This is a genomic window from Streptomyces sp. ISL-36 (assembly GCF_018614205.1).
Taxonomy (GTDB): Bacteria; Actinomycetota; Actinomycetes; order Streptomycetales; family Streptomycetaceae; genus Streptomyces.
In genome coordinates, this window is sequence record NZ_JAGGOS010000123.1 from 12,744 (window position 1) to 37,947 (window position 25,204).

General features: G+C 72.7%; 20 protein-coding genes. 11 read left to right on the forward strand and 9 right to left on the reverse strand.

What is annotated here, in order from left to right:
• Nucleotides 1-50: 50 nt before the first annotated feature.
• Complete coding sequence (locus J7E93_RS28970; RefSeq protein ID WP_215072963.1) at nt 51-1,394, reverse strand: ABC transporter substrate-binding protein; 1,344 nt, start codon at nt 1,392-1,394, stop codon at nt 51-53.
• 203 nt (nt 1,395-1,597) lie between these two features.
• Here J7E93_RS28970 and J7E93_RS28975 point away from each other — a divergent pair, with 203 nt between their 5' ends.
• From J7E93_RS28975 to J7E93_RS28995, 5 genes are all read left to right on the forward strand, one after another.
• The gene (locus tag J7E93_RS28975; RefSeq protein WP_215072964.1) at nt 1,598-2,626 is read left to right on the forward strand and encodes a LacI family DNA-binding transcriptional regulator; all 1,029 of its coding nucleotides are present in this window, start codon (nt 1,598-1,600) and stop codon (nt 2,624-2,626) included.
• Nucleotides 2,627-3,014: 388 nt separating this feature from the next.
• Nucleotides 3,015-4,058, forward strand: a complete 1,044-nt coding sequence (locus J7E93_RS28980; RefSeq protein ID WP_251067248.1) for a phosphatase PAP2 family protein — start codon at nt 3,015-3,017, stop codon at nt 4,056-4,058.
• Nucleotides 4,059-4,103: 45 nt separating this feature from the next.
• Nucleotides 4,104-6,326 carry an NADP-dependent isocitrate dehydrogenase gene (locus J7E93_RS28985; protein ID WP_215072965.1) on the forward strand — a complete coding sequence of 741 codons (2,223 nt, stop codon included), beginning with the start codon at nt 4,104-4,106 and terminating at the stop codon, nt 6,324-6,326.
• Between the two features lie 117 nt (nt 6,327-6,443).
• Nucleotides 6,444-6,779 (forward strand): hypothetical protein, encoded by a 336-nt coding sequence (locus J7E93_RS28990; protein ID WP_215072966.1) that lies wholly within the window; start codon nt 6,444-6,446, stop codon nt 6,777-6,779.
• Between the two features lie 100 nt (nt 6,780-6,879).
• A complete protein-coding gene (locus J7E93_RS28995) occupies nt 6,880-8,697 on the forward strand; it encodes a sigma-70 family RNA polymerase sigma factor (RefSeq protein WP_215072967.1) in 1,818 nt (605 codons plus the stop codon).
• A 29-nt stretch (nt 8,698-8,726) separates the two neighbouring features.
• Here J7E93_RS28995 and J7E93_RS29000 read toward each other — a convergent pair whose 3' ends face one another.
• Both J7E93_RS29000 and J7E93_RS29005 read right to left on the reverse strand, forming a co-directional pair.
• The gene (locus tag J7E93_RS29000) at nt 8,727-9,641 is read right to left on the reverse strand and encodes a CAP domain-containing protein (RefSeq protein WP_251067249.1); all 915 of its coding nucleotides are present in this window, start codon (nt 9,639-9,641) and stop codon (nt 8,727-8,729) included.
• Between the two features lie 211 nt (nt 9,642-9,852).
• On the reverse strand, nt 9,853-10,731 hold the full coding sequence (locus J7E93_RS29005; RefSeq protein WP_215072968.1) for a universal stress protein: 879 nt from the start codon (nt 10,729-10,731) through the stop codon (nt 9,853-9,855).
• Nucleotides 10,732-11,001: 270 nt separating this feature from the next.
• On the opposite strand from J7E93_RS29005, the gene J7E93_RS29010 reads away from it, so the two are divergent.
• Nucleotides 11,002-12,987: a DUF11 domain-containing protein gene (locus J7E93_RS29010; protein WP_215072969.1), complete on the forward strand. Its 1,986-nt coding sequence runs from the start codon at nt 11,002-11,004 to the stop codon at nt 12,985-12,987.
• Between the two features lie 24 nt (nt 12,988-13,011).
• Here J7E93_RS29010 and J7E93_RS38185 read toward each other — a convergent pair whose 3' ends face one another.
• The 4 genes from J7E93_RS38185 to J7E93_RS29030 form a co-directional block, all read right to left on the reverse strand.
• Nucleotides 13,012-14,307 (reverse strand): acyl-CoA dehydrogenase, encoded by a 1,296-nt coding sequence (locus tag J7E93_RS38185; RefSeq protein WP_215072970.1) that lies wholly within the window; start codon nt 14,305-14,307, stop codon nt 13,012-13,014.
• Nucleotides 14,308-14,448: 141 nt separating this feature from the next.
• The gene (locus J7E93_RS29020) at nt 14,449-14,907 is read right to left on the reverse strand and encodes an Rrf2 family transcriptional regulator (protein ID WP_215072971.1); all 459 of its coding nucleotides are present in this window, start codon (nt 14,905-14,907) and stop codon (nt 14,449-14,451) included.
• A 132-nt stretch (nt 14,908-15,039) separates the two neighbouring features.
• Nucleotides 15,040-15,513 carry a rho GDP-dissociation inhibitor gene (locus J7E93_RS29025; protein WP_215072972.1) on the reverse strand — a complete coding sequence of 158 codons (474 nt, stop codon included), beginning with the start codon at nt 15,511-15,513 and terminating at the stop codon, nt 15,040-15,042.
• 111 nt (nt 15,514-15,624) lie between these two features.
• Entirely contained in the window at nt 15,625-16,662 is a 1,038-nt protein-coding gene (locus tag J7E93_RS29030; RefSeq protein WP_215072973.1) for an NAD-dependent epimerase/dehydratase family protein, read from the reverse strand.
• A 142-nt stretch (nt 16,663-16,804) separates the two neighbouring features.
• On the opposite strand from J7E93_RS29030, the gene J7E93_RS29035 reads away from it, so the two are divergent.
• The 3 genes from J7E93_RS29035 (at nt 16,805) to J7E93_RS29045 (ending at nt 18,084) form a co-directional block, all read left to right on the forward strand.
• Nucleotides 16,805-17,059 carry a DUF5133 domain-containing protein gene (locus tag J7E93_RS29035; RefSeq protein WP_215072974.1) on the forward strand — a complete coding sequence of 85 codons (255 nt, stop codon included), beginning with the start codon at nt 16,805-16,807 and terminating at the stop codon, nt 17,057-17,059.
• Nucleotides 17,060-17,246: 187 nt separating this feature from the next.
• Nucleotides 17,247-17,606 (forward strand): STAS domain-containing protein, encoded by a 360-nt coding sequence (locus tag J7E93_RS29040; protein ID WP_215072975.1) that lies wholly within the window; start codon nt 17,247-17,249, stop codon nt 17,604-17,606.
• Nucleotides 17,607-17,628: 22 nt separating this feature from the next.
• Nucleotides 17,629-18,084: an ATP-binding protein gene (locus J7E93_RS29045; protein ID WP_308368826.1), complete on the forward strand. Its 456-nt coding sequence runs from the start codon at nt 17,629-17,631 to the stop codon at nt 18,082-18,084.
• A 132-nt stretch (nt 18,085-18,216) separates the two neighbouring features.
• Here J7E93_RS29045 and J7E93_RS29050 read toward each other — a convergent pair whose 3' ends face one another.
• The gene (locus J7E93_RS29050; RefSeq protein ID WP_215072977.1) at nt 18,217-19,137 is read right to left on the reverse strand and encodes a SigB/SigF/SigG family RNA polymerase sigma factor; all 921 of its coding nucleotides are present in this window, start codon (nt 19,135-19,137) and stop codon (nt 18,217-18,219) included.
• Nucleotides 19,138-19,267: 130 nt separating this feature from the next.
• Here J7E93_RS29050 and J7E93_RS29055 point away from each other — a divergent pair, with 130 nt between their 5' ends.
• Together J7E93_RS29055 and J7E93_RS29060 are read left to right on the forward strand one after the other, a co-directional pair.
• Nucleotides 19,268-19,738, forward strand: a complete 471-nt coding sequence (locus J7E93_RS29055; protein WP_215072978.1) for an ATP-binding protein — start codon at nt 19,268-19,270, stop codon at nt 19,736-19,738.
• 320 nt (nt 19,739-20,058) lie between these two features.
• Nucleotides 20,059-23,037 (forward strand): HAMP domain-containing protein, encoded by a 2,979-nt coding sequence (locus J7E93_RS29060; protein WP_215072979.1) that lies wholly within the window; start codon nt 20,059-20,061, stop codon nt 23,035-23,037.
• A 223-nt stretch (nt 23,038-23,260) separates the two neighbouring features.
• Here the strand turns inward: J7E93_RS29060 and J7E93_RS29065 are convergent.
• Nucleotides 23,261-25,204 (reverse strand): PP2C family protein-serine/threonine phosphatase (locus tag J7E93_RS29065; RefSeq protein WP_215072980.1); only part of this gene is annotated, 1,944 nt, incomplete at its 5' end.

Below are 25,204 nucleotides of genomic sequence, written 5' to 3' on the forward strand. Positions count from 1 at the left end.
AGGCCGGACGGCCGCCCGGCGGGGGAGCGCCGGGCGGCTCGTGGGCGCCGCTACTGGTCGATCTTGTCCTCGATCAGCTTCTTGACGTTGTCCCACGCCTTCGCGGGGTCGGTGCCGCGCTGCTCGATGTCGAGGATCCCGTTGTCGGTGAGGAAGGTCTTCACCTGGCCGTCCCAGCGGCTGATCGGGGCGGGCGTGATGCCGGCCGCGGCCTCGGAGTAGATCTTGCCGACCGGGGTGTCGCCGAAGTACGGCAGCTTGGCGTCCTGCACGACCGCGGAGGTGAGGGTGTGCTTGGTGGAGGGGATGTTGCCGTTCACGCCGAAGACCTTGGCGTGCTGCGCCGGCGCGGTGAGCCAGGCGGCGAGCTCGGCGGCCTCCTTGGCGTGCTTGCCGGACTTGGGCACCGCGAGGAAGGAGCCGCCCCAGTTACCGGCCACGGGCGGCGCGGCGATGTCCCACTTGCCCTGGTTGCCGGCGCCGGCCTGGTCCTTGATGATGCCCGTCATCCAGCTCGGGCAGGCGACCGTGGCGAACTTGGAGTTCTTGAAGGCGGCGTTCCAGGTGCCCTTCTCGTCGAACTGGCGCAGCTTGGCGGTGACCCCGCTCGTCGCCGCCTCCACGGCGGTGTTCCAGGCCAGCTTCACACCGGGGCTGTTCTCGTAGTCCAGCTGGCCCTTGGTGTTGGCGTACTGCACCGGCTGGCTGGAGATGACCGCGTTGAACAGCCCGCTCGCGGAGTCGTGGAAGGCGGTCCCGGCCGGGGCGTTCTTCTGGTAGTTCTTTCCCGTCGCCAGGAACTTCGACCAGTCGCCCTGCCACAGCTTGGCGACTTCGGTGCGTTCGGTCGGCAGCTTGGCCTTGGCGAACAGGTCCTTGTTGTAGCAGATGGCCATCGGGCCGATGTCGGTGCCGAGGCCGATGACCTTGCCGTCGGGGGTGGTGGCCTGGTTGACCTTCCACTCAAGGAAGGCGTCGAGGTCGGCGCCGCCGGTCTTGCCGAGGTCGACCCACTTGTCGGCCATGGCGGGGCCGGTGGCCTCCGCGACGTAACCGACCTCCAGGGCCTGGATGTCGGCGAGACCGCTGTTGCGGGAGAGGCGCAGCTTGAGGGTGTCCCAGTACTTCTGGCCGTCGGCGACGTTCGACTCGACGATCTTGATGTTGGGGTGGGACTTCTCGTACTCGGCGTAGAGCTTGGCGCCCGTCTTGTCGTCGTAGCCGAAGGAACCGAAGGTGCCGATGCGCAGGGTGATCTTTCCGTCACCGGCCTCGCCGGAACCGCCGTCGCTGCCGCAACCGGTGATCAGGGCGGTGCAGGCCGCGAGGCCCGCGACCGCGACGATCGCGGTGCGGCGCCTCTGTCTGCTGTGGCTCGTGCTGGAAGTGCGCATACGACTCTCCTCGTCCAGGGTGGTGCGCCCGGGGGCTCTGGTGCGACCATGCATGGGAGCGCTCCCACTGCGTCTCGCCGGAAGGTTGCTGCCTGGCCCGTACGGGTGTCAAGAGGTACGCGAGGATCCGTTACCGAGTCGGTGGGAGCGCTCCCACTCTTGATAGAGTCGCAGGAACGCAGGGAGACGAGGGGAGACGGCAGATGGTGGTGAGCGGGCGCCAGACCGGCAGGCCCACCCTGGAGGAGGTCGCGGCCAGGGCCGGCGTCGGCCGGGGCACGGTCTCACGGGTGATCAACGGCTCCCCGCGGGTGAGCGAGCAGGCCAAGGCCGCCGTCGACCGGGCCGTCGCCGAACTCGGCTACGTACCCAACCGTGCGGCGCGGGCGCTGGCCGGCAGCCGCACCGACGCCGTCGCCCTGGTGATTCCCGAGACCGAGGCGCGGCTCTTCGCCGAGCCCTACTTCCTCGACATCATCCGCGGAGTCAGCGCCGAACTGGCCGACGCCGACAAGCAGTTGCTCCTCACGCTCATCCGGAGCGACAAGGAGCGGCAGCGGTTCGAGCAGTACCTCGCCGCCCAGCGGGTGGACGGCGTGCTGCTGGTGTCGATCCACGCCGACGACCCGCTGCCGGATCAGGTGCGGGCGCTCGGGCTGCCGGCCGTGCTCAACGGCCGCCGCTCCGCGGCCGAGCCGGTCGCCTACGTCGACTCCGACAACGTCGGCGCCGGGCGCTCCGCCGTCGCCCATCTCGCGGGGCGGGGCCGCCGCCGTATCGCGACCGTCACCGGCCCCCTCGATATGTACGTCGCCCGCTGCCGCCTCGACGGCTACCGTCAGGGCCTCGCCGAGGCGGGACTCGCGTCGGACGCGGCCCTGGTCGCCACCGGCGACTTCACCGAGGAGGGCGGCCGGCGCGCCATGCGGGAACTGCTCGCCCGCACCCCGGACCTGGACGCCGTCTTCGCCGCCTCCGACGTGATGGCGGCCGGCGCGCGCGGGGTGCTGCGCGAGGCGGGGCGCCGGGTCCCCGAGGACGTGGCCCTGGTGGGGGTCGACGACTCGGCGGTGGCCCGGCACATGGACCCGCCCCTGACCAGCGTGCGCCAGCCGATCGAGGAGATGGGGCGCACGATGGCCCGGCTGCTGCTCCAGGAGATCGGGGACGCCTCCGAGGAGCAGCCCCGGCGTGTCCTGTCGACCGAACTGGTGGTCCGGGCCTCCTCCTGACCGGCCGTCCCGACGGCGTCCGTGACCGCAACCACGAAAGTGACCGCGACCGCGTTCGCGCCGCGCCGCGCCGCGACCACGCAGGTACGTCCGCGCCCACGACCGTGACCGCGTCCGCGCCGCGACCACGCAGGCAGGTCCGCGCCCACGACCGTGACCGGGTCCGCGCCGCGACCACGCAGGTACGTCCGCGCCCACGACCGTGACCGCGTCCGCGCCGCGACCACGAAGGTCACCCCGTCCGCGACCACGCCCGTCCACCGGCCGGGGGCGGCTTCGAGGGCTCCCGCGACGTGGCGGCCCGACCGGTGCCGCGTCATTTCCGCTCGGCGATTCGTTCGGGTGCCTCCAGCGAGCGGGCGAGGGCCCGCCGGGTTGGAATCGGGACATGGCACCCTACGACAGGCTCCGCACGGACGGCGCCACGCCGCCGCTGGAGACCGGCACGTGGTGGTACGCCGCCGTCGCCGGCGAAGCTCCCGACTCGTTCAGCGCCCGGGTACGCAGGCGGATGCGGCGCGCCTGCCTCGGCTCGATACTCCTGCTCGCGGTCGTCTACGCCGGTCTCGTCCTGACCGCGACCGGCCAGCGCTGGGAGAACGCCGTCCCGGCGGGGTGGCTGACCGACGAGACGCCGGCCGCCGCCTACGGGGCGAACCCCACCCTGCAGCACCTCACCGTCTACTCGCTCGCCGGCGGTCTGCTGGCGCTCACCGTCATCGGCATCCTGCGCCGTCGATTCGCGCTCACACTCGCGGCGCTGGGCGCGGTCGGCGTCTCCCTCTTCCTCGCCGAACTGCTCCAACGCCACTTCCTGGTCCGCCCGGACCTGGTCGGCGCGCCCCCGGACCTCACGCGGAACAGCTTCCCGAGCGGACACACCACGATCGCCATGAGCGTGATGTTCGGTCTCGTCCTGGTGGTCCCCTACCGGATGCGCGGCCTCGCCGTGGGCCTGTGCGCCCTGTGGGCGACGGCCGTCGGCGCGTACACCATGGCCGCCGGATGGCACCGCCCCAGCGACACCATAGGCGCCGACCTCCTGCTCCTCGCCGTGGCCTGCGGGCTCCTCGCGCTGCTCGCCCGCCGAGGCCGGCTGGGTCCCGCGCACAGGCGCCGCTTCCCGTTCCGCACGCTCTTCGTGATCATCCCACTGACCCTCGCCGCCCTGGGCGGCCTCGGCGCCGGGCTCCTCCTGCTCGTCGACTCCGTGTTCGTCCTGCCGCCCGGCGTCCGCTCCCTCCCGCACGACCCCTACCGGTCGGGACAGGCCCTCGCCGCCGGGGCGAGTGCCGCGGCCACGCTCCTCCTGCTGGGTCTGCTGCGCCATGTCGACCTCGACGCCAGACCCGCTCCGCACCGGGTGACGGGATCCGTCGTGTCCGAGGAGCCAGGGCCCTTTCCCCCCGACCCCGATCACGAGATATCTTGATGTCGAGCAATCTCGCAGACGCAGACGTGGAGCGGAGCACACCCGGTGACTGACTCGACCATCATCTACACGCACACTGACGAGGCGCCCGCCCTGGCGACGTACTCGTTCCTGCCCGTGATCCAGGCCTACGCCTCGACCGCCGGGATCAATGTCGAGACCCGTGACATCTCCCTGGCCGGCCGCATCATCGCCAGCTTCCCCGAGCGTCTCGAAGAGGGGCAGCGCATCGACGACGCCCTCGCCGAGCTCGGCGACCTGGCCAAGACGCCCGAGGCCAACATCATCAAGCTGCCGAACATCTCGGCGTCCATCCCGCAGCTGAAGGCCGCGATCGCCGAGCTCCAGGCGCAGGGCTACGCTCTCCCGGACTACCCGGACGACCCGCAGACCGACGAGGACAAGGACGTCCGCGCCCGCTACGACAAGGTCAAGGGCAGCGCCGTCAACCCGGTTCTGCGCGAGGGCAACTCCGACCGCCGCGCCCCCGCCTCGGTCAAGAACTACGCCAAGGCCCACCCGCACCGCATGGGCGCCTGGTCCGCCGACTCGAAGACCAATGTCGCGACGATGGGCGAGAACGACTTCCGCTCCACCGAGAAGTCCGCGGTCGTCTCCGAGGCCGGCAGCCTGCGCATCGAGCACGTCGCCGCCGACGGCACCACCACCGTGCTGCGCGACTCGGTTCCCGTCCTCGCCGGTGAGGTCGTCGACGCGTCCGTCATGCGCGTCGCCGCCCTGCGCACCTTCCTGAGCGAGCAGGTCGCCCGCGCGAAGGCCGAGGACGTCCTCTTCTCCGTGCACCTCAAGGCCACGATGATGAAGGTCTCCGACCCGATCGTCTTCGGCCACGTCGTCCGTGCCTTCTTCCCGAAGACCTTCGCGAAGTACGGCGAGGTCCTCGTCGCCGCCGGTCTGTCCCCCAACGACGGCCTCGGCACCATCCTCAAGGGCCTCGACTCCGTGCCGCACGTCGGTGAGGAGATCAAGGCGTCCTTCGAGGCCGAGATCGCCGAGGGCCCGGCCCTCGCCATGGTCGACTCCGACAAGGGCATCACCAACCTGCACGTCCCCTCGGACGTCATCGTCGACGCCTCCATGCCGGCCATGATCCGCACCTCCGGTCACATGTGGGGCCCGGACGGCCAGGAGCACGACACCCTCGCCGTCCTCCCGGACAGCAGCTACTCCGGCGTCTACCAGGCCGTCGTCGACGACTGCCGCGCCCACGGCGCCTTCGACCCGGCGACCATGGGCTCCGTGCCGAACGTCGGTCTGATGGCGCAGAAGGCCGAGGAGTACGGCAGCCACGACAAGACCTTCGAGATCGCCGCGGCCGGCACCGTCCGCCTCGTCGACCAGGCCGGCAACGTCGTCCTGGAGCAGGAGGTCGCCGAGGGCGACATCTTCCGCGCCTGCCAGACCAAGGACCTGCCCATCCAGGACTGGGTCAAGCTCGCCGTCACCCGCGCCCGCGCCACCGGCGCCCCGGCCGTGTTCTGGCTGGACGAGAGCCGCGCGCACGACGCCCAGCTCATCGCCAAGGTCAAGCAGTACCTCCCGCAGCACGACACCGAGGGTCTGCAGATCGAGATCCTCTCCCCGGTCGAGGCGACGAAGTTCTCCCTGGAGCGCATCCGCCGCGGTGAGGACACCATCTCGGTCACCGGCAATGTGCTGCGCGACTACCTGACCGACCTCTTCCCGATCCTGGAGCTGGGCACCAGCGCCAAGATGCTCTCCGTCGTCCCGCTGATGGCGGGCGGCGGCCTGTTCGAGACGGGCGCCGGCGGCTCCGCCCCGAAGCACGTCCAGCAGCTCGTCAAGGAGAACTACCTGCGCTGGGACTCCCTCGGTGAGTTCCTCGCCCTGGCGGTCTCCTTCGAGCACCTGGCCACCACCACGGGCAACGCCCGCGCCCAGGTCCTCGCCGACACCCTCGACCGCGCCACCGGCACCTTCCTCAACGAGGACAAGTCGCCGACCCGTCGCGTCGGTGGTATCGACAACCGCGGCAGCCACTTCTACCTGGCTCTGTACTGGGCCCAGGAGCTGGCCAAGCAGACCGACGACGCGCAGCTCGCGGAGGCCTTCGCCGGCCTGGCGAAGACCCTCGCCGAGCAGGAGGAGACCATCGTCGCCGAGCTCATCGCGGTCCAGGGCTCGCCGGCCGACATCGGCGGCTACTACCAGCCGGACCCGGCCAAGGCCGCGGCCGTGATGCGCCCGTCCGCCACCTTCAACGAGGCCATCGCGTCCCTCGCCTGATCGCGGCACATCCTCGCCCCGTCGTGGCGTGGCAGCCCACCGCCCCGGCCGGACCTCTGTCCGGCCGGGGCGGTCCTGTCGGTGGCGGATGTGGCATCCGGGTGTGAATCTGGATGGATGAGCTGGGCATCATGGACGACCGCCGGGGTCTACACCGGGCGTGGTGGGGTGCTCACCGACGAAGTCGGTGCGGTCACGGGCGACCTGACCGTGCACACCACCTGGGCAGATGACGAGGCACGAGTGGCCGTGCAGTACAGCGGCGCGTCCGACTGGTTCACGATGTCGGGCAGTCCCGTTCCGTGCGCCTCCGAGAAGGAGAGCCGAGATCTCCACGAGGCGGTCGTCGAGGCCGTACGTGCGGGGAACGCGGCCACCGTGCCGTACGTGTCCCCGGCGTCTGCACAGAGCCGATCGGCACCGACTCCCCCTGCACAGAGCCCGCCGGCGTAGGATCCGCCCGCGAAAAGTCGTCGCGAACCGTTATCCCACCCGCTCCCAGGGGTCTCCTCATGACGGGCACGGACAGACCCAGGGACGAGGGAGCAGGTACATGCAGAGCGACGAGCGCGCCACGGCGGCACTGGTCGACGCGGCCGCGGCGGGAGACGCGTACGCCGGGGATCAGCTGATACGCGCGTACCTCCCGCTCGTCTACAACATCGTCGGCCGGGCGCTCGACGGCCACGCCGATGTCGACGACGTCGTGCAGGAGACGATGTTCCGCGCCCTCGACGGGCTGCCCGGGCTGCGCGACCCGGCCCGCTTCAGGTCCTGGCTGGTGGCCATCGCGATGAACCAGATCCGCCGGCGATGGCGCGAGCGCCAGGCGGGCCCGCTGCCCGGTCTCGACCGGGCGGCCGAACTCCCAGATCCCGGCGGCGACTTCGTCGACCTCACCATCCTGCGCCTCGGACTGTCCGGCCAGCGCCGCGAGGTCGCCGAGGCGACCCGCTGGCTCGACGAGAGCGACCGCGAACTCCTCGCCCTGTGGTGGCTGGAGGCGAGTGGTGAGCTGACCCGCGCGGAACTGGCCGACGCGCTGGCCGTCCCGCCCGCCCACGCGGCGGTCCGCGTGCAGCGGATGAAGGAACGGCTGGAGACCGCCCGGGCCGTGGTCCGGGCCCTCGCCGCACGGCCGCCCTGTCCCGAGCTGGCCCGCGTGACCACCGGCTGGGACGGACGCCCCGCACCGCTCTGGCGCAAGCGCGTCGCCCGCCACCTGTCCGGCTGCGGCGCCTGCGACCGCGCCCGCTCGGGTCTCGCCCCCGCCGAGGGGCTCCTGGTCGGCCTCGGCCTGGTGGCACCCCTGCTGGGGTGGGGCATCGGCGGCTGGAGCACGGGCGGCACGGCGCTCCCCGGCCTCCAGTCGGTCGCCTGGGCGGGACCAGAACCAGGAACAGGACCAGGACCAGGAACTGGACCAGGACCGGGGCCGGCCCCCGGCGCCGTACCGCCGTCCGGTCCGGCACCGAACGCCGACCCGAACCTCCTCCAGGAGACCGGCTCGTGGCCGTGGAGCGAGGCCGAGCCGGTTCCGTCGGCGGAGCCCGGCCGGGCCCCGTCCTCCACCGGCCGGGACGCGGCACCGGAACCGTCCTCCACCGGCTGGGACGCGGCACCGGACCCGTCCCTCACCGGCCGGGACGCGGCATCGGCGCGCTCCGACGCGACGGGCGGATCGCCCTCCGGGCCGGGCGGCCCCGGACCGCACGGCCGGGGTCGGGGCCGGGGTGATGGCTCCGTCCGACGGGCCTGCGTCGCCGGGGTGGTGGCGCTCGGCGCCCTGGGGGGCCTCATCCTTCTCGTACCGACCCCACCGGAGGCCCGGCGGCACGAGCCCGGCACACCCGTGGCCGCGCCGCCTCCGCCGCCGAGCCGCGCGGTGGAGCCGACCCCGGCGCCCCGACCGAGCAGCACGACGCCCGCACCCACCCCCACGGCGACGACGCCCACCACCGCGACCCAGGCCCCGGCCCCTACACCGGCCCTCGACGAGAGGGTGACCGAGCTGGTCAACCGGCGCCGTGCCGAGGCGGGTTGCGCGCCGCTCCGCACAGATCCACGGCTCACCACGGCCGCCCGCGCCTTCGCCCGGGACATGGTCCGGCGCGGCTACTACGACCACCGCAGCCCCGAGGGCCGATACGCGGACGCGCGGATCTCGGCGGCCGGGTACTCCTGGAGTGCATGGGCCGAGAACCTGGCACGCGGCGCGGACGAGCCGGCCGCCGTCGTCGAGGGCTGGATGGACGGCGCCCTGCACGAGGAGAACATGCTGGACTGTCGGTACCGGGACACCGGCGTGGCCGCCGTGCCCGGGCCCGACGGCACGGTGTGGGTGCAGAAGCTGGCGACGCCCGCCTCCTGAACCCACACCGCCGAGCGGGCGCGGGTAGATCAGCGCTTGGCACCGAAGTCCTGAACCCACCAAGGGCCGTTGGAGGAGAGTGACACCCCGACGCCGATGTGCTTGAACGCGCAGTTGAGGATGTTGCGCCGGTGGCCTTCACTGTTCATCCAGTCCTTCATCGCCTGCTTCGGGGTCTTCGGCCCGCGATGGATGTTCTCGGCCCAGGTGGACCAGCGATAGCCGGCGGCCGTGATCCGGTCGCCCCCGTCCCGCCCCTCCGGGGTGTCGTGCGCGTAGTAGTCGCGGTCGGCCATGTCGTTCGCGTGGCCCTGCGCCGCCTTCCGCAGCCTGCTGTCCGAACGCAGCGGGCGGCACCCCGCCTTCTTGCGCTCGGAGTTGGCGAGCGAGACGATCTGCTCGACGAACCCGGCCGCCTTGCCGACGGTGGAGGCGCCACGCGGTGGGACCCCCTGCCTGTCGGGAGCGGCCGACCGCGGCGGGACTGCCTTCTGCGAGGCCGGCGCCGGGCGGGCGGAAACGGACACGGACACCCAGGGGACGGTGAGGGCGGAGAGGGCGGCAGGTGGGCTCGGGGCGGTGGGCGGGGTGGGCAGGGGCGCCAAGGGCGTGCCCTTCCCGGCGATGGCCCGCCCGGCCGCTGGGACCGGCGAGGTTCCGCCGGAGAACGGCGCCACGTTCGCCCGGTCGGCCACGATCGTCCCGGCGGCCTCGTCCGGACGGGTGATTTGGCCGGCCGTGCGGCCGCTGCCCACAGACGCCACAAAGGCCACATAGGCCCCGGTGGCCACGGTGAGGACCGCCGCCGCCGTGCCCGCCGCGATCACGGCGGTACGGAAGGACGGCACCCGGCGCGCGTGCCGTCCCGCGCCCCCTCGTCTGCGGCGTCGACCACAGCCGTTCACCCGCTCGTCGTAGGGGCTGGGGTCGTCGTGGTGCTGCATGGACTCCGCCTCTCTTCTCCGAGACCGCCGGACGGCCCGGCACAGGGGAGAGCCGCTGGGGCGGCGGACGTAACACTTTCCGGACCCGGCGACTCCGACACACCGAGTCAACCCGCCGCGTCAACCGCGCGCGAGCCGACGGCGTCCAGCCCGCCGCTCCGGACGACGACGCCTGCCGCTCCGGACGACGACCCCCGCCCGCGCCCCCGCGTCAGCCCTGCGGCACCACGGCGACCGGGCACGGCGCCAGATGGAGCGCCGCGTGGGCCACCGACCCGATCCGGGGACCGATCGCCCCACGCCGTGCACGCCGCCCGACCACCAGCAGCTGCGCGCCGCCGGAGACGGAGAGCAGGACCTGCCCCGCGCTCCCCATCTCCACATGCTCGTCGACCCGGACCTCGGGAAACCGCTCCCGCCAGGGAGCCAGGGCGTCACGCAGCGCCTTCTCCTCGTACGGGACGAGCCCGCCGGCCTCGTCGACCGGAGCCATCGCCACTTGGCCGTAGGCGTACAGCGGCGGCAGGCTCCAGGCCCGTACCGCCCGGACGGACGCCCCCCGCGCCGCCGCTGTCTCGAAGGCGAAGCGCAGCGCGGGCTCGCTGTCCTCCGCCCCGCCCAGCTGGCCGACGACGATCTCCCCTCCCGCCGGGTCCGGTCGGCCAGCCTCGCCGTCCCGTGAACGCACCGCCACCACCGGCCGGGTGGCGGCCGCGATGATCTGCTGTCCGTACGAGCCGAGCAGGAAGCCGGCCACCGCGCCGTACCCGCGCGAGCCGATGACGAGCATCTCCGCCCGCTCCTCGGTGCTCAGCAGTGCGGTTACCGGCGTGTCCGTCAGCACCTCCCCGGTGAGCGCGAGACCGGGGTACCGCTCGGCGAGCGCGGAGGAGGCCTCGCGCAGCACTGTGTCGGCCACCTGTCCCTGGCTCTCCCGGTCCTGTTCCAGGGGGATTTCGATCGGCTCCCAGCGCCAGGCGTGCACCAGCCGCAGGGGCAGTCGCCGGTGTCGTGCCTCGCGGGCGGCCCAGTCGGCCGCGGCGAGACTCTCGGGGGAACCGTCGACTCCGGCGACGATCTCACGGCCCATCAGACTGTCTCCCTCACCTCTGTGTCGGGCCGGCTCTCGGCCGGCCCCTCCGCCCTCCAGCTTGGTCTCCCGTGCCGTCCGACGAGAGGGACGTTCGTCCCGACATGCCGGTACCCCGGCCCTCGTTCTTCGCACCCCCTCACCCCGAAGAGTGGATCATGAGCGCCACTGGGCTCAGCGCGGGCGCATGGCGAGGCATCTGCGGAGGGGCCCGCCGGGACCCTGGGGCCGACGGTTCGCCGGAAGACGACGAGAGGCGAGTAGATCCACATGTCCCCCTTCAGTTCCGTACCACGACCGGTCCCACCCCGGCGCGCCGCGCTCGCCGCTGCGGCCGCGACGGCGCTCGTCGTGGCTCTGCCCGGCCGGGCGATGGCCGCCCCCGGTGACCTCGATCCGGGCTTCGGTGACGCCGGCCGGGTGGTCAGCGACCTCGGCGGCTACGAGCAGGCGCAGGCGGTGGCCGTGCAGCCGGACGGCCGGATCGTGGCCGTCGGTGGCATCGACCTGAACGGGGGTGACTTCGCGCTGGCCCGCTACCTCCCCGACGGCAGCCTCGATGCGGGCTTCGGCGACGGCGGCCGGGTCTTCACGGACATCGACGGCGGCGCCGACGTGGCGCAGGGAGTCGCCCTCCAGTCGGACGGAGCGATCGTGGTCGTCGGCACCAGTGAGTCGACGACCGTCGGAGGGTTCTACGTCACCGTGGCCCGCTACCACCCGGACGGCACCCCCGACCTCGCCTTCGGCGACAACGGACGGGCCGTCACGGACTTCGGCAGCGGCGGCGCCGACGACGGCGCCGCCGTCGCGATCCAGCCGGACGGCCTGATCGTCGTCGCCGGCCAGAGCGCCGGTGACTTCGCGCTGGCCCGCTACAACCCCGACGGCAGCCTCGACAACGGGTTCGGCGGGGACGGACTGGTGACCACCGACTTCGCCGGCGGCGCCGACGCCGCCCGGTCGCTCGCGGTGCGGACCGACGGCCGGATCGTGGCCGCCGGCCACCACGGCGCGGGCCCGGCCTACGACTTCGCCGTGGCCCGGTACAACCCGGACGGCGGCCTGGACACCACGTTCAGCGCGGACGGGCGGGCGACGGTCGACTTCGGGGCCGACGACATGGGCCATGCCGTCGCACTGCACACGGACGGCAGGGTCGTCGTCGCGGGTGGTTCGGGCAACGACTTCGCGGTCGCCCGGCTCCTGGCCGACGGCAACCCCGACGCCTCCTTCAGCGGTGACGGCAGGACGACCACCGACTTCGACGGCGGGTCCGAACTGGCCCGCGCGGTGGTGCTCCAGCCGGACGGCCGGATCGTGGCGGCCGGACGCAGGGGCGGCGACTTCGCGCTGGCCCGCTACCAGACCGACGGCAGCCTCGACATCGGCTTCAGCGGCGACGGCAGGACGGTCACCGATTTCGCCGGCGGCTTCGAGGAGGCGTACGGGGTGGCACTGCAGAGCGACGGACGGATCGTCGCCGCGGGTTACCGCGACGGCGACTTCGCGCTCGCACGGTACGAGGGAGGCGGCGGGGCGCCGCTGCCGACCGGGGTGGACCTCAGGGTGACGAAGACGGGCCCGACCTCGGTCGTGCTCGGCAACCGGGCCACCTACACCGTGACGGTGACGAACACCAGCACGACGGCTTCCGCCACCGGAGTGACGCTCACCGACACCCGCACCGGGGCCGCCACCCTGGTCTCGGCCACACCGGGGCAGGGCAGTTGCTCCCTCGCCTCGGGGACGGCCACCTGCGCCCTGGGCACGCTCGCGCCCGGCGCGGCCGTCACCGTGAGTGTCGTGGTCGAGCCCACCGCCGCCGGCACCCTCCGCAACACCGCGACGGTCTCGGCGACCCAGACCGATCCGGTTCAGGCGAACAACACCGCCACCGCGACCACCACCGTCGCCAACTCGCGCGGCTGCACCGTCATCGGGACGAGCGGCAACGACCGGCTCTACGGCACCGCGGCCAACGACGTGATCTGCGGTCTGGGCGGCAACGACACCATCACCCCCGGAAACGGCGACGACACCGTCTACGGCGGCCACGGCGACGACACGATCGACGGTGGCAATCAGAACGACCGGCTCTTCGGCGAGGCGGGCACCGACACGCTGTACGGGGCGTACGGGAACGACACCCTCAACACCGTGGACGGCGTCTCGGGCAACGACGGCGCCCACGGCGGTCCGGGCACGGACTCCTGCTCCACCGACCCGGGGGACAACCGCTCCGGCTGCCCCTGACGGATCCGCCGGTGAATCCGCGGCTCACGCGAGCAGCGTGAGTCGCGGACGGGAGCCGTTGAGGTAGTGGTCGCCGATGTCACGCATCCGGTGGTCCGGCGACGAGTGGGCCGTCAGCGCGCGGGCGTTGCGCCAGAAGCGGTCGAGGCCCGGCCCCCCGCCCGGGGCGTCGGCTCCCTCGGCGGTGTCGACGAGTTCGAGGATCCGGGTGGTGATCCGGACCGCGGATCCACTCGTCACGGCCTCGGCGGCGGCGACGAGCACGGCGATGTCGGCGCGCTCCTCGACGCCGAGCGCCCGCTCGGCGCGCAGTCCACGCGCCAGGGCGTCCGTCGCCCGCTCGGCGACCGCCGCGGCGGTGTGCGCCGCCGTGGCCAACTCCCCGTACGCCAGGAGGAGATACGGGTCCTCGCCCCCGCCGACCGGGTCGACCGGGTACTCGATGCCGCCGGTGCCCCGGTCGGCGGGCGGTGCGGCCTGGGTCGCACGGCTGATGTCCCGGGCCTCCGCCAGGGCACCCTCGGCGATGCCGAGGCCGACATGGACGAGGATCAGCCGCAGGGCGAGCGGGGCCAGTGCGGTGAAGGGGGCCACGGCGTGCTCGTCGCGGGGGAGGGCGCCGAGCATGTGCCGGGCGTCCACCGGCACGGCATCGAAGGTGACGGTTCCGGCGCCCGCGAGGCGCTGCCCGACCCGGTCGGTCCCGGCCTCGGTGAACACGGCGGGGTCCGCCGGGTCCACCAGGGCGACCATCACGTCACCTGCCGCACCGCAGCGCGCCCCGACGACCAGCCGGTCGGCGACCGTGACACCGGAGGCGAAGGCGCGGCGGCCCTCCAGGACGTACCCCTGACCGGCCGGGGTGAGCGTGAGGCCGGGCCGGCCGTTCGTACGGGGCGGCTCGACGGCCCCGGCGAGCAGCCACTGCTCCCCGGCCGTGCGGTCCTCGAAGGACATGCCGGGAGCGAGCGCCGTGCCGTCGGCGAAGAACCGGGCGCTCCAGGACAGGACGTAATGGTGGGCGAGGAGTTCACCGATCGAGCCGTCGGCCGCGGAGATCTCTCTGATCACCGCGCACGCGGCCCGCCAGTCGGCCCCGCGCCGGCTGGGTCCCGGTGGGGTGAGCAGCGCCGGCAGCCCCGCTTCCCGGAGCCGTGCCACTTCGTCGAAAGGCGCCTTTCCCGCTCGGTCCCTGGCCGGCGCGTCGACCGCGAGGTCGTCGGCGAGCTCGCGTGTGACACGTTGCCAGATCTCGTCGTCGGCCGGGCGGTCGGTCTGTCCGGAGGTGGGGCGTATCGCTGAGTTCTTCGGCGTTCTCACGGCACCTCACATGCTCACCGGTTTTCCCACTGGAACAGTAGGGATAGTGGCAGAACGGCCGTCGGCTCCCCAAGGGCGGTTCACATCATGGACGGTTGGATCTCGACCATCGAGACGGCGGTCGCGGACGTGGAGGGTCGGTCAGGGGTTGGTCCAGGCGTCCGGGTCCTCCGCCAGGACGGAGATCTCCGCCGGCAGCTTCGCCGCGGCCACATCCGCGAGCGACACCCCGTCGAGCACGTGGCGCACATTGGCGCGCAGCGCGATCCACAGCGTCAGAAGGGACTCGGCCGGGCCCGTGTACGAGAGCTCGGGTGGACGCACCCCGCGCACCGAGACGAGCGGGCCGTCCACGCACCGGATCACATCGGCGACGGAGATCGAGTCGGCGGGCCTGGCCAGCCAGTAGCCGCCGTTCCCGCCGCGCTGGCTCAGCACGAGTCCACCCCGGCGCATGTCGCCGAGGATGCCCTCCAGGAACTTGTGCGAGATTCCCTCGCAGTCGGCGATCGCCTCGGCCTTCAGTGGCCCCGCGTCCTGGGCGGCGGCGAGCCGGAGCGCGGCCCGTACCGCGTAGTCGGCTCTGGCTGAGATGCGCATGCCCGCATTATTCCGCACCGCCGTGACCGGATTCGTACGCCCGCGAGGGGAGGGTGGCAAGGCAGGAGAGGGCTCGGTGCCCTGAGCGCACGGTGAGCGAGCGATACGCGGAGTGCGCAGGGTGCCCGGCGCTCAGGGGTCCGGTGTCTCCCAGTCCCTCTTGACCTCGAAGCGGTAGTCGTGCCGGTCGAGCACGCGGCCCTCCGCGTCGATCAACGCGGCGTACACGTCGTACAGCCCCCGGGCACGCGGGCCGCTCGGGACACGCTCCGGCGGGAGCGCCAGCTCGTAGGGCCCACCCCGGCGGAAGTCCCCGAGCAGCACCTCACGGCCGCCGAGCTCCACCCCGGACATGCTCCGCACGTCGATGATCTTCAGTCCGGTCACGGACGGACCGTCGACGCGGAAGCGCACCACCGCACGGCAGTCCGTACCCTCCTTGAGGGTGAACGGGACGGAGGCCGCCCCCTTCGGGGGTACCGGTACGAAGATGTCCTCGCGGCCGGAGAACTGGAGCGCAAGCCCGAGCAGTTGAACCGTGCGCGCCTCCCGGGTCGGACCGGCCGCGGCCGCGTCGGCCACGGACACCGTGGGGTGCTCGCTCATGACATCGCCTCTCCGGACAGCGGCCTCTTCCGTGAGGCCGACAGTGCGACGCCCCGCTGCTACCCGATTCGCCCCCGGGCATGCGGGCGCCGCCGTGGACGGGTCCGCGCGTCAGCCGACACGGCGCCCGGCGAGCGGGGCGGTCCCGTCCCCGCTGCCCGCGCGCACCCCGCGCAGGAAGGCGCCCAGCGCCTCCAGCGAGGTCACGGACGGCTCCCACTCCAGCTCACTGCGGGCCCGGTCCGTGGACAGCAGCGGCAGGCGCAGCACCGCGTCGAAGAGGTCGGGCGAGGCGGGGACCGCCCGCATCCTCCAGGCGGCCGAGAGCACCCCCCGTACCGCACCGGTCGGCACCTTCACCGGCCGGGCGTCGAGCAGCGAGGCGAGCGTGTGCGTGTCGATCACCGGATCCGCCGCCAGGTTGAAGGCGCCCCGGACGTCACGGAGCAACGCCCGACGGTAGGCGTCGGCCGCGTCGTCGGAGTGCAGGGCCTGGAACCGTAGACCGCTCAACTCCGGAATCAGCGGTAGCAGTTCGGGGCGCAGCAGCGCGCCGGGGAAGAAGCGGCCCGCGAAGATCCGGCGCTGTTCGCTCGCCGACTCCTCCTTGAAGAGGAAGGAAGGACGCATCCGCACCACGCGGGTCTGCGGATGATCGCGCTCGAAGGTGTCCAGGACCCGTTCGAGATACGCCTTCTCCCGGGTGTAGGCGGCGCCGGGCCAGCCATGGGTCGGCCAGGACTCGGAGACCGGCGGGCCCGCCTTCGGGCCCGGGGAGTACGCCCCGACCGACGACGCGTGCACGAGCACCGGGACCCGCGCCGCCGCGACCGCGTCGAAGACGCGCAGCGAGCCGAGGACGTTGGATTGCCAGGTCTTCACGGGGTCGTGGGTCGGCTGGAACCGCCAGGCCAGGTGGACGACCGCGTCGGCGCCCTCGACGTGCTGGGCGAGGCGTGGCTCGTCGCCCTCCAGCGAGAGATCCACCTCGGCCCACTCGGTCCGGGGCAGCTCCAGGGCGGGCCTGCGGCGGGCGAGGCCGAGCACGGAGGCGATCCGCGGCTCGTGGGCCAGGGCTCGCACCAGGCTCGTGCCCACGTTTCCGGTCGCCCCCGTGACGACCACTCTCAGTCCTTCGCTCGAGTTCATGCAATCGACGATCCGGCATCATCGGCCGCCGCGCATGCCGGGCCCATGGCTGTCACGGAGTGTGTCCGCATGGGTCGCGCAGGTGGCCGTGCGCCGTGAATATGAAGCGATGGAGGGAAGGGGGGCATGCCAGGAGGACATGATGCTGCTGCCCGACAGAAACACGATCGACCGACTGCTGCGGCACTACCGGGCCCAGGAACGGGTGGTCCTGGCCAGGCCCTGCGACCTGTCGATCCGCCGGCGCTTCGAGGACACGGCGTACACGCTGTGCGTGCTCATGGGGGAGCGGACGGCGCGCGAGGCGGTGCACGCCGCCGAGCGGTACGTCATGAAGGAGGTGGCGAAGGCGAGGCCCGCGCCCCGGAAGGCGCTGGAGGGGCTCCCCGGCTCCTGACCCCGGCCGCCCGCCTTCGCTCGCGCCGCACTTCCGTCCTGCTCCGCCCGGCCTCCTGAGCCCTCCATCGGTTGTGTCCCCGCAGATGGCGGGCAAGAGTCGAGTACCGGGGCGAAAGCCGGGTACCGAGGGACAAGCGGTGCCCCCGCACCGGAGCAGGCGGAAGCGGAGGAAGGCGGGCGATCCCATGGCGGAGGAGCGGTTCGCCGTCACATCGGCGCCCGGGCCGCGGCCGGGGGTCGTGGTGCTGGCCCTGACGGGGGAGCTCGATCACGACACCGCGGACGTGCTGAGGAACGCCCTGGGGGAGTGGTCCGGTGCGGAGCGGATCGTCGTCGACTGCCAGGGTCTGTGGTTCTGCGACTCGACCGGACTGAACGTGCTGCTACGGGCCCGCCTCCACGCCCTGGAGGCGGGCGGCCGCCTGGAGCTGGCGGGGCTGCGGCCACCGGTGGCCCGGATGTTCGAGATCACCGGCGCGCGAACCGTCTTCCGGGTGCACGAGAACGTGGCCGAGGCGCTCACGGATCAGCGGGCGGGCGGCTAGGCCGGCGATGGCGGAGGGCGCGGTGGGTGAGAGAACTCCGCAAGAGGGTCAGATCCGGCGGCTCGTGCTCCACGGGACGAAGGGCATGGTCACGCGCTGCCGCGACTTCACCGCGCAGGCCCTGGCCGACTGGGGCTGGATCCCGGCCGAGGACGACGAGGCGCAGGAACGGGTCGACGACGTACTCCTGCTCGTCTCCGAGGTGGTGACCAACGCGTGCCTGCACGCGGGCGGGCCGGAGGAGCTGGTCCTTCGCCACCGGGACGGCCATCTGCGGGTCGAGGTCTCCGACCCGAACCCGGAACAACCGAGGCGGCGGCAGCCGCGGGCCGCGTCGATGCCGGGCGGCCACGGGCTGATGGTCCTCGACCGGCTCGCGGGGGGATGGGGCTCCGAGCCCCGCCACGGGGGAAAGGTGGTCTGGCTGGAGATCAGCCGCCCCTCCCGCCCGCCCTGGAGCCGTCCGGGCCCGTCCTGACCTGCCCTTGTTCCGCAGAGGGGCGGCGGGGAAACGGGGCCGGAAACCGCCCTCCGACCCGCTGTACGGGGCGAAGGGCGGCCTGCGTGTCCGCGGCGCGGTACGAAGCGGTCGGCTCACGAAGCGGTCGGCTCATGACCGCCGGCGCTGGGGCGAGGCGTGCGGCGGTTCCTCCTGGTCCTCCAGGAGGCCGGTCCTGAGCTCGTCCAGGACGCGGGCGAGGAGCCGCGAGATGTGCATCTGCGAGAGGCCGAGCCGCTCGCCGATCTGCGACTGGGTCAGGTCCTCACCGAAACGCAACGAGAGGATCTGGCGGTCCCGGGCGTTCAATCCGGCGATCAGCGGCTTCAGCGACTCCAGCGCGTCGATCAGCTCGAAGGCGCGCTCCTCCTCGCCCAGGCGCCGGGCGCCCGCGGTGAGGGCCGACTCGTCGTCGCCGGTGGGGGTGTCCAGGGAACGGGCGACGTAGCCGTTCGAGGCCTGCTCACCCTCGGCGATGCTCTCCTCGCTGACCTTGAGGTGGGCGGCGAGTTCCGCGCGGGTGGGGCGCCTGCCCAGCCGCTGCTCCAGGGTGTCGACGGCCTTGGCGAGGTCGATCCGCAGCTCCTGGAGCCGGCGTGGCACCTGAACGGCCCAGCTCGTGTCGCGGAAGAATCGTTTCATCTCGCCCACGATCGTGGGCAGCGCGAAGGCCGAGAACTCCACGTCGCGGCTGGTCTCGAAGCGGTCGATCGCCTTGATCAGGCCGATCGTGCCGACCTGGATGATGTCCTCCGTCGGCTCGGCCCGGTTCCTGAAGCGGCGTGCCGCGAACTTCACCAGGCTGAGATTCAGCTCCACCAGGGTGTTGCGTACGTACGCGTGCTCCGGGGTGCCCTCCTCCAGTTGCTCCAGCCGGGTGAAGAGCGCGGTGGAGAGGGTCTGGGCGTCCGCGGTGCTCACCTCGGTGGGACGGTCGATCCGAGGAAGACCGTCCAGGGCCTGGTGGCGTATGGAGGCGGGACCGGTCGGTCCCACGGCGGTGGCGGTCGTGTGCTTGCGGGGGGTGGACATGAAGGCTCCCTCGACGGTGGCGTGGGCCTGCGCCGCAAGCTGCGGCGACGGGTCCGTCGTCCGAGCGTTCCGAAGTAGGCATTCCCATCTCAGGCGATTTGAACCTGTTTGTCCCGGGCAGCTGCGCGATATGACGGCTGGGGATCAGCGCCACGCGAGCGCGTACGCCCGTCGCTTCGCCCTGGCCGGCGGACCGGGCGTGGTGGGGGAGTGCCGCGATCTCACGCGTCAGGCGGTGCGGGACTGGTTCGGCCCGGCCGGCGACGCGGAGAGCGGACCGCTCCAGGACGTCCTCCTCCTGGTGTCGGAGGTCGTCACCAACGCGTACAAGCACGGTGGCGCTCCGTACGAACTCCGCCTCGACCGCGACGACGGGCGGCTGAGGGTCCAGGTCAGCGACTCCAGCCCGGTACCTCCCCGCCCGCACGGTCCGCACCGCGCGAACCGCACCTCGGGTCACGGCCTGTACCTCCTCGAACGGCTCTCGGCGGCGTGGGGCTGCGTCCCCCAGGGCACGGGCAAGGCGGTCTGGTTCGAGGTGGACGTCGCGCGTGCCGGTGCCGCCGCCTCAGACGCTGCCGCTCGCCCACCGCGTGCCTAAGGGCTGTCCCGTAATCCCTGGCGGGCGCACGACGACAGCTACGGCACCTCGCTACGTTGTCGGAACGCCCGAATACACCCAGTATGAGGACGTCCCTCCGCCTTGCGATGCACCGCATCTGACGCCGTGCGCTGATCCACCAGGGATGACGGGACAGCCCTTAGAGTGGAGAGGCGGAGCGGAGCCGAGCGGGCGCATACCGTCAGAGTCGTGTCGGGTGCGTCCCGTCACCGGGTCCGTACCGCGTCCCCCATGCACCCGACCGCATCCGGCCCCGACCGGATCGCATCCGACCGCATCCGCGCCGCCCGAGGTCCGCGATGGAAAGAACTCCCCGATCGGCCGAGCCCGAGCCGAACATCTCGCCGGAGCAATGGGGCGAGGACGGGCTCGGCCGGCTGCTGGCCGGGCTCACCGCCGTACGCGACGGTGACCTCTCCGTACGGCTCCCGGACGCCCCTGGCGGCATCCTCGGCGAGATCGCCACGGTCTACAACGACATGGTCGACCAGCTCTCCCTGGTCACCTCCGAAGTCACCCGCGTGGCCCGCGAGGTCGGCGGCCAGGGCCTGCTCGGCGGCCGGGCCCGCGAGCCGCGGGTGAGCGGGGTGTGGCGGGAGGTGACCTCCGGCGTCAACACCATGGCGGACAACCTGACCTCCCAGGTGAGGTCCATCGCCCAGGTCGCCACGGCCGTCGCCGGCGGCGACCTCACCCGGAAGATCCGCGTCGACGCGCGCGGCGAGATCCTGGAGCTGAAGGAGACCATCAACACGATGGTCGACCGGCTCTCCTCCTTCGCCGAAGAGGTCACCCGGGTGGCCCGCGAGGTCGGTACGGAGGGCAAGCTCGGCGGACAGGCGACCGTCCGAGGGGTCTCCGGCACCTGGAAGGACCTCACCGACAACGTCAATTCCATGGCCGACAACCTCACCAACCAGGTGCGCAACATCGCGCAGGTGACCACCGCCGTCGCCCAGGGCGACCTCACCAGCCGCATCGACGTGTCGGCGCGCGGCGAGATCCTCGAACTCAAGACCACCATCAACACGATGGTCGACCAGCTCTCCTCCTTCGCCGCCGAGGTCACCCGGGTGGCCCGCGAGGTCGGTACGGAGGGCCAGCTCGGCGGACAGGCCGAGGTGGAAGGCGTCTCCGGCACCTGGAAGCGTCTCACCGAGAACGTCAACGAACTGGCCGGCAACCTGACCCGGCAGGTCCGCGCCATCGCGGAGGTCACCAGCGCCGTCGCCGAGGGCGACCTCACCCGCTCCATCACCGTCGACGCCCCCGGCGAGGTCGGCGAACTGCGCGACAACATCAACGCCATGGTCGAGTCGCTGCGGGCCACCACCCGGGCCAACGAGGAGAAGGACTGGCTCAAGACCAACATCGCCCGCATCGCCGGTCTCCTGCAGAGCGCCCGCACCCTCACCGAGGTCGCCGAGCTGATCATGACGGAGGTGCCGCCGCTCGTCTCCGCGCAGTACGGAGCCTTCTTCGTGGCCCGGCACGACGAGCGAGGCACCGAACTCGTCCAGGCGGCGGCCTACGCCAGTCCTGACGACCCCGAGGACCCGCCCCGCAGCTTCCGCCTCGGCCAGTCGCTGGTCGGGCAGGCGGCCCGCGATCAGCGCATCCTCGTCGTCGACCGGGTGCCCGGCGGGTACGCCACCATCGCCTCCGCGGCCGGCTCGGACGAACCCGGCATGCTGATCATCCTGCCGATCGTGGTCGAGGACCAGGTGCTCGGCGCCGTGGAACTGGCCGCTCTGCAGCCCTTCACCGCCATCCACCGCGACTTCCTGGAGCAGTTCGTGGACACCGCGGGAGCCGTCGTCAGATCGCTCTTCGCCAACCTCCGCACCGACGAGCTGCTCGGCCAGTCCCGACGCCTCACCGACGAACTGCGCTCCCGCTCCCAGGAGTTGCAGGCCCGGCAGCAGGAGCTGCAGCGCTCCAACGCCGAACTGAAGGAGAAGGCGGCGCTGCTCGCCGAACGCAACAAGGACATCGAGTCCAAGAACCTGGTCATCGAACAGGCCCGGCAGGAGCTGGAGACGCGCGCCCAACAGCTCTCCCGTACCTCCATGTACAAGTCCGAGTTCCTCGCCAACATGAGCCACGAGCTGCGGACCCCGCTCAACAGCCTCCTGATCCTCGCCCGGTTGCTCGCCCAGAACCCGGAAGGCAACCTGACGGAGAAGCAGGTCGACTACGCCGAGGTCATCCACTCCGCGGGATCCGACCTGCTCCAGCTGATCAACGACATCCTCGACCTGTCCAAGGTCGAGGCGGGCAAGATGGACATCCGGCCCGAACAGTTCCCGCTCCACCAGCTCCTGGAGTACCTGGAGGCCACCTTCGGGCCCGTGGCCGACGAACGGGGCCTCGACTTCTCGGTCACCGTCTCCTCGGACGTGCCCGAGGAACTGAACACCGACGAGTCGCGCCTGCGCCAGATCCTGCGCAACCTGCTCTCCAACGCCCTGAAGTTCACCGAGAAGGGCTGGGTCGAGCTCACCATCGAGTACGCCGACGCCGAAGAAGTCCCGCCCGCGCTGCGCGGGCGCGGCCCGGTGCTGGCCTTCCGCGTCAGCGACAGCGGGGTCGGCATCCCCGCCGAGCGGCTGGAGGGCATCTTCGGCGCCTTCCAGCAGGGCGACGGAACCACCGCCCGCCGCTACGGGGGAACCGGACTCGGCCTCTCCATCAGCCGCGAGGTGGCCGGACTCCTCGGTGGCGCCATCGACGTGCGCTCCACCCCGGGACGAGGCAGCAGATTCACCTTCTACTTCCCCGCCCCCACGGCGCCGCGGACCGAGACACCGCCCGGGACCGCCGCGGCGGCCGACACCGGCGCCGCCGCGGCCGGGGACGAAGGGGCCCGGGGCAGCGGCGCCGCGAGCCGCCACGACCCCGACATCGCGGGGCGCACCGTGCTCGTGGTCGACGACGACGTGCGCAACATCTATGCGCTCACCGAGGCGCTGGAGGGGCGCGGCGTCCGAGTGCTCCAGGCCGACAGCGGGCAGGCCGGCCTCGATCTCCTCGACACCCACGACGAGATCGAACTCGTCCTGATGGACGTCATGATGGCAGGGATGGACGGGTACGCCGCCACGGAGGCCATCCGGGGCCTTCCCGGCCGCTCGGAGCTGCCCGTCATCGCCGTCACCGCCAAAGCCATGCCGGGCGACCGGGCCCGGGCGCTGGCCGCCGGGGCCAGCGACTACGTGGCCAAACCGGTCGGCGCGGACGAACTGATGGCCAAGGTCCGCCAGTGGCTGGTCCGCTGACCGGCCCGCTCACCGGCGCGCCTGCGCCACCCCGGTCGCGTCAGCGGCCGCCGCGTGCCACCCCGGTCGCGTCAACGGCCGCCGCGTGCCACCCCGGTCGCGTCAACGGCCCGCCGCGTGCCACCCCGGTCGCGGTCGGGACCCGGCACCGTCGGGCCTCCGGGGCCAGTGCCGTCAGGCCTCGTGGGCCGGGCACCGTCGGGCCTCCGGAGGCCGGCCGCCGTCACCGTACGTGCACGGCGACGATGCTCGTGTCGTCGTCGGTGTCGCCGGTCGCCGCGCCGAGCAGCCGGTCCACCTGCTCGTCGGGCGGATAGCCGCTGAGCCGCTCCGCCTCCGCGGTGAGCTGAGCGAGCCCGTGGTCGAGCCCGTCGTGGCGGCGTTCGACCAGTCCGTCCGTGTAGAGCAGCAGAGTGTCGCCCGGCCGCAGTGACGTCCTGCGTTCCTGGTACGCGTACGAGGGCACCGCGCCCAGCAGCAGGTCCTGAGGCGGTTCGATCAGCCGCGCCACGCCGTCGCGCAGCAGCAGCAGCGGCAGGTGGCCCGCGCTCGACCACACGAGACTCCGGTCCTCGGGGTCGTACAACGCGCACACCGCGGTCGCCGTCGGGTGACCGCTGGTGCGCAGCGTCGTCTCGTTGAGCCACTCCATCAGCCGACGGGGCGAGTCGCCGGTGCACGCGAGGCCTCGCTGGGCGTTGCGCAGCGCCACCATGCCGGTGACCGAGTCGATGCCGTGCCCGGCGACGTCGCCGACCGCCACCAGCACCTTGCCGCTCGGCAGCGGCTGGACGTCGTACCAGTCACCGCCCACCCGGTACTCCTGGGCCGCGGGCCGGTAGCGGGCCGCCACGACGAGGCCGGGCAGTTCCTGGAGGTCGGGGACCTCGGGGACGATCGCCTGCTGCAGCTGGAGGGCGAGCTGGTGCCTGAGTTCCGCCCGGGTCCGTACGGCGGTGAGCTGGTCGAAGGTCGCGGTCAGCGCGGCCTCCGTGCGGCGGCTCTCGGACACGTCCTGGTAGACCCCGGCGACGCCGGTGACCGTCCCCGCGTCGAGCAACGGCTCCGCCGCGACCCGTACATGCCGCACGGTCCTGCGGTCCCCCAGGACGATCCGCAGCACCGTCTGAGCCCCGGTACGGCGCTCCGTGAGGGTCCTGAGCAGCTCGGTCAGCGCCTCCCCGTCGTCCGGGTGCACCAGCCCGCGCAGCCCGAGCAACGGCACCGGCGGCTCGTCCCGTGACCTGCCGAAGATCCCGTACACCTGCTCCGACCACACCGTGTCGCCACCGGTCAGGCTGTCCTGGAACAGGCCCACGCTCTGCAGCCGGGCCATCGCCCACTCCGAGGCGAGCCCGGGGTCGGTGGCGGCGTGCCAGAGCACCACCACCCGCTCGGCACCGACCGGCAGCACCCGCACGTCGAGCAGCGGGGCGGGGTCCTGCTGCCCGGGGGTTGTCGACATCGGCAGCCGGGGGACGCGCTGGGTCCGCGCGGTCCGGCGGGCGCGCCGGGCGAGATGGGCGAGGTCGGCGTGGACATGGGGAAGCGTGAGGGGGAGGGAACGCTCTTCGGGGAAGGACGCACCGCCGAGCGTCGCGACCGCGTACTCGTTGAGATGTTCCACCGTCGGCGCCGACGTCGAAGGGGCCAGCCGTAGCAGCATCGCCGGATGCACGAGGGCGTCCAGGACGTCCACCAGCACCGGTGTCATCGACGGGGTCGAGTCGGCCGCGTCGAGGACGGTGCCCGCCACCTCCATCAGGCCGACCAGCGCCCGCATCAGGGGTGCGTCGAAGGTGAGCGGACCCGGCCAGGCCACGAGCGCCAGTCCCACGGGCGCGCCGCGCCGGCGTACGGGGAGGAGCGCCCGCGCCGCACGGGGCGCGGGTCCCGGCAGGACCTCGCCCGCCTCGGGGCCCGTGTCCAGCCAGACGGGCGAGCCGTCGGCGAGGACCGAGCGGAACGAGGGAGGGGCCGCCGGGGGGATCCATTGCCAGGCCGCGGCCTCGGCGGCGCCGCCCCCGGCGTGTCCGGCGAGGCGCAGACACCCCCACGCGTCCCGCCGCCAGAGCCAGAGGCTCTCCGCGCCGAGCGGGGCGAGGCCGCCCTCCAGCAGAGCCCGCGCCGCCTCGCCGACGGTGTCCTTGGTCTCGGCCGCCGCGGC

What these genes read in the sequence shown, in the direction of transcription:
- J7E93_RS28970 (WP_215072963.1), bottom strand. Translation starts at nt 1,394, where the DNA reads ATGCGCACTTCCAGCACGAGCCACAGCAGACAGAGGCGCCGCACCGCG.
- J7E93_RS28975 (WP_215072964.1), top strand. Translation starts at nt 1,598, where the DNA reads ATGGTGGTGAGCGGGCGCCAGACCGGCAGGCCCACCCTGGAGGAGGTC.
- J7E93_RS28980 (WP_251067248.1), top strand. Translation starts at nt 3,015, where the DNA reads ATGGCACCCTACGACAGGCTCCGCACGGACGGCGCCACGCCGCCGCTG.
- J7E93_RS28990 (WP_215072966.1), top strand. Translation starts at nt 6,444, where the DNA reads ATGAGCTGGGCATCATGGACGACCGCCGGGGTCTACACCGGGCGTGGT.
- J7E93_RS28995 (WP_215072967.1), top strand. Translation starts at nt 6,880, where the DNA reads ATGCAGAGCGACGAGCGCGCCACGGCGGCACTGGTCGACGCGGCCGCG.
- J7E93_RS29000 (WP_251067249.1), bottom strand. Translation starts at nt 9,641, where the DNA reads ATGCAGCACCACGACGACCCCAGCCCCTACGACGAGCGGGTGAACGGC.
- J7E93_RS29005 (WP_215072968.1), bottom strand. Translation starts at nt 10,731, where the DNA reads ATGGGCCGTGAGATCGTCGCCGGAGTCGACGGTTCCCCCGAGAGTCTC.
- J7E93_RS29010 (WP_215072969.1), top strand. Translation starts at nt 11,002, where the DNA reads ATGTCCCCCTTCAGTTCCGTACCACGACCGGTCCCACCCCGGCGCGCC.
- J7E93_RS29020 (WP_215072971.1), bottom strand. Translation starts at nt 14,907, where the DNA reads ATGCGCATCTCAGCCAGAGCCGACTACGCGGTACGGGCCGCGCTCCGG.
- J7E93_RS29025 (WP_215072972.1), bottom strand. Translation starts at nt 15,513, where the DNA reads ATGAGCGAGCACCCCACGGTGTCCGTGGCCGACGCGGCCGCGGCCGGT.
- J7E93_RS29030 (WP_215072973.1), bottom strand. Translation starts at nt 16,662, where the DNA reads ATGAACTCGAGCGAAGGACTGAGAGTGGTCGTCACGGGGGCGACCGGA.
- J7E93_RS29035 (WP_215072974.1), top strand. Translation starts at nt 16,805, where the DNA reads ATGCTGCTGCCCGACAGAAACACGATCGACCGACTGCTGCGGCACTAC.
- J7E93_RS29040 (WP_215072975.1), top strand. Translation starts at nt 17,247, where the DNA reads ATGGCGGAGGAGCGGTTCGCCGTCACATCGGCGCCCGGGCCGCGGCCG.
- J7E93_RS29050 (WP_215072977.1), bottom strand. Translation starts at nt 19,137, where the DNA reads ATGTCCACCCCCCGCAAGCACACGACCGCCACCGCCGTGGGACCGACC.
- J7E93_RS29055 (WP_215072978.1), top strand. Translation starts at nt 19,268, where the DNA reads ATGACGGCTGGGGATCAGCGCCACGCGAGCGCGTACGCCCGTCGCTTC.
- J7E93_RS29060 (WP_215072979.1), top strand. Translation starts at nt 20,059, where the DNA reads ATGGAAAGAACTCCCCGATCGGCCGAGCCCGAGCCGAACATCTCGCCG.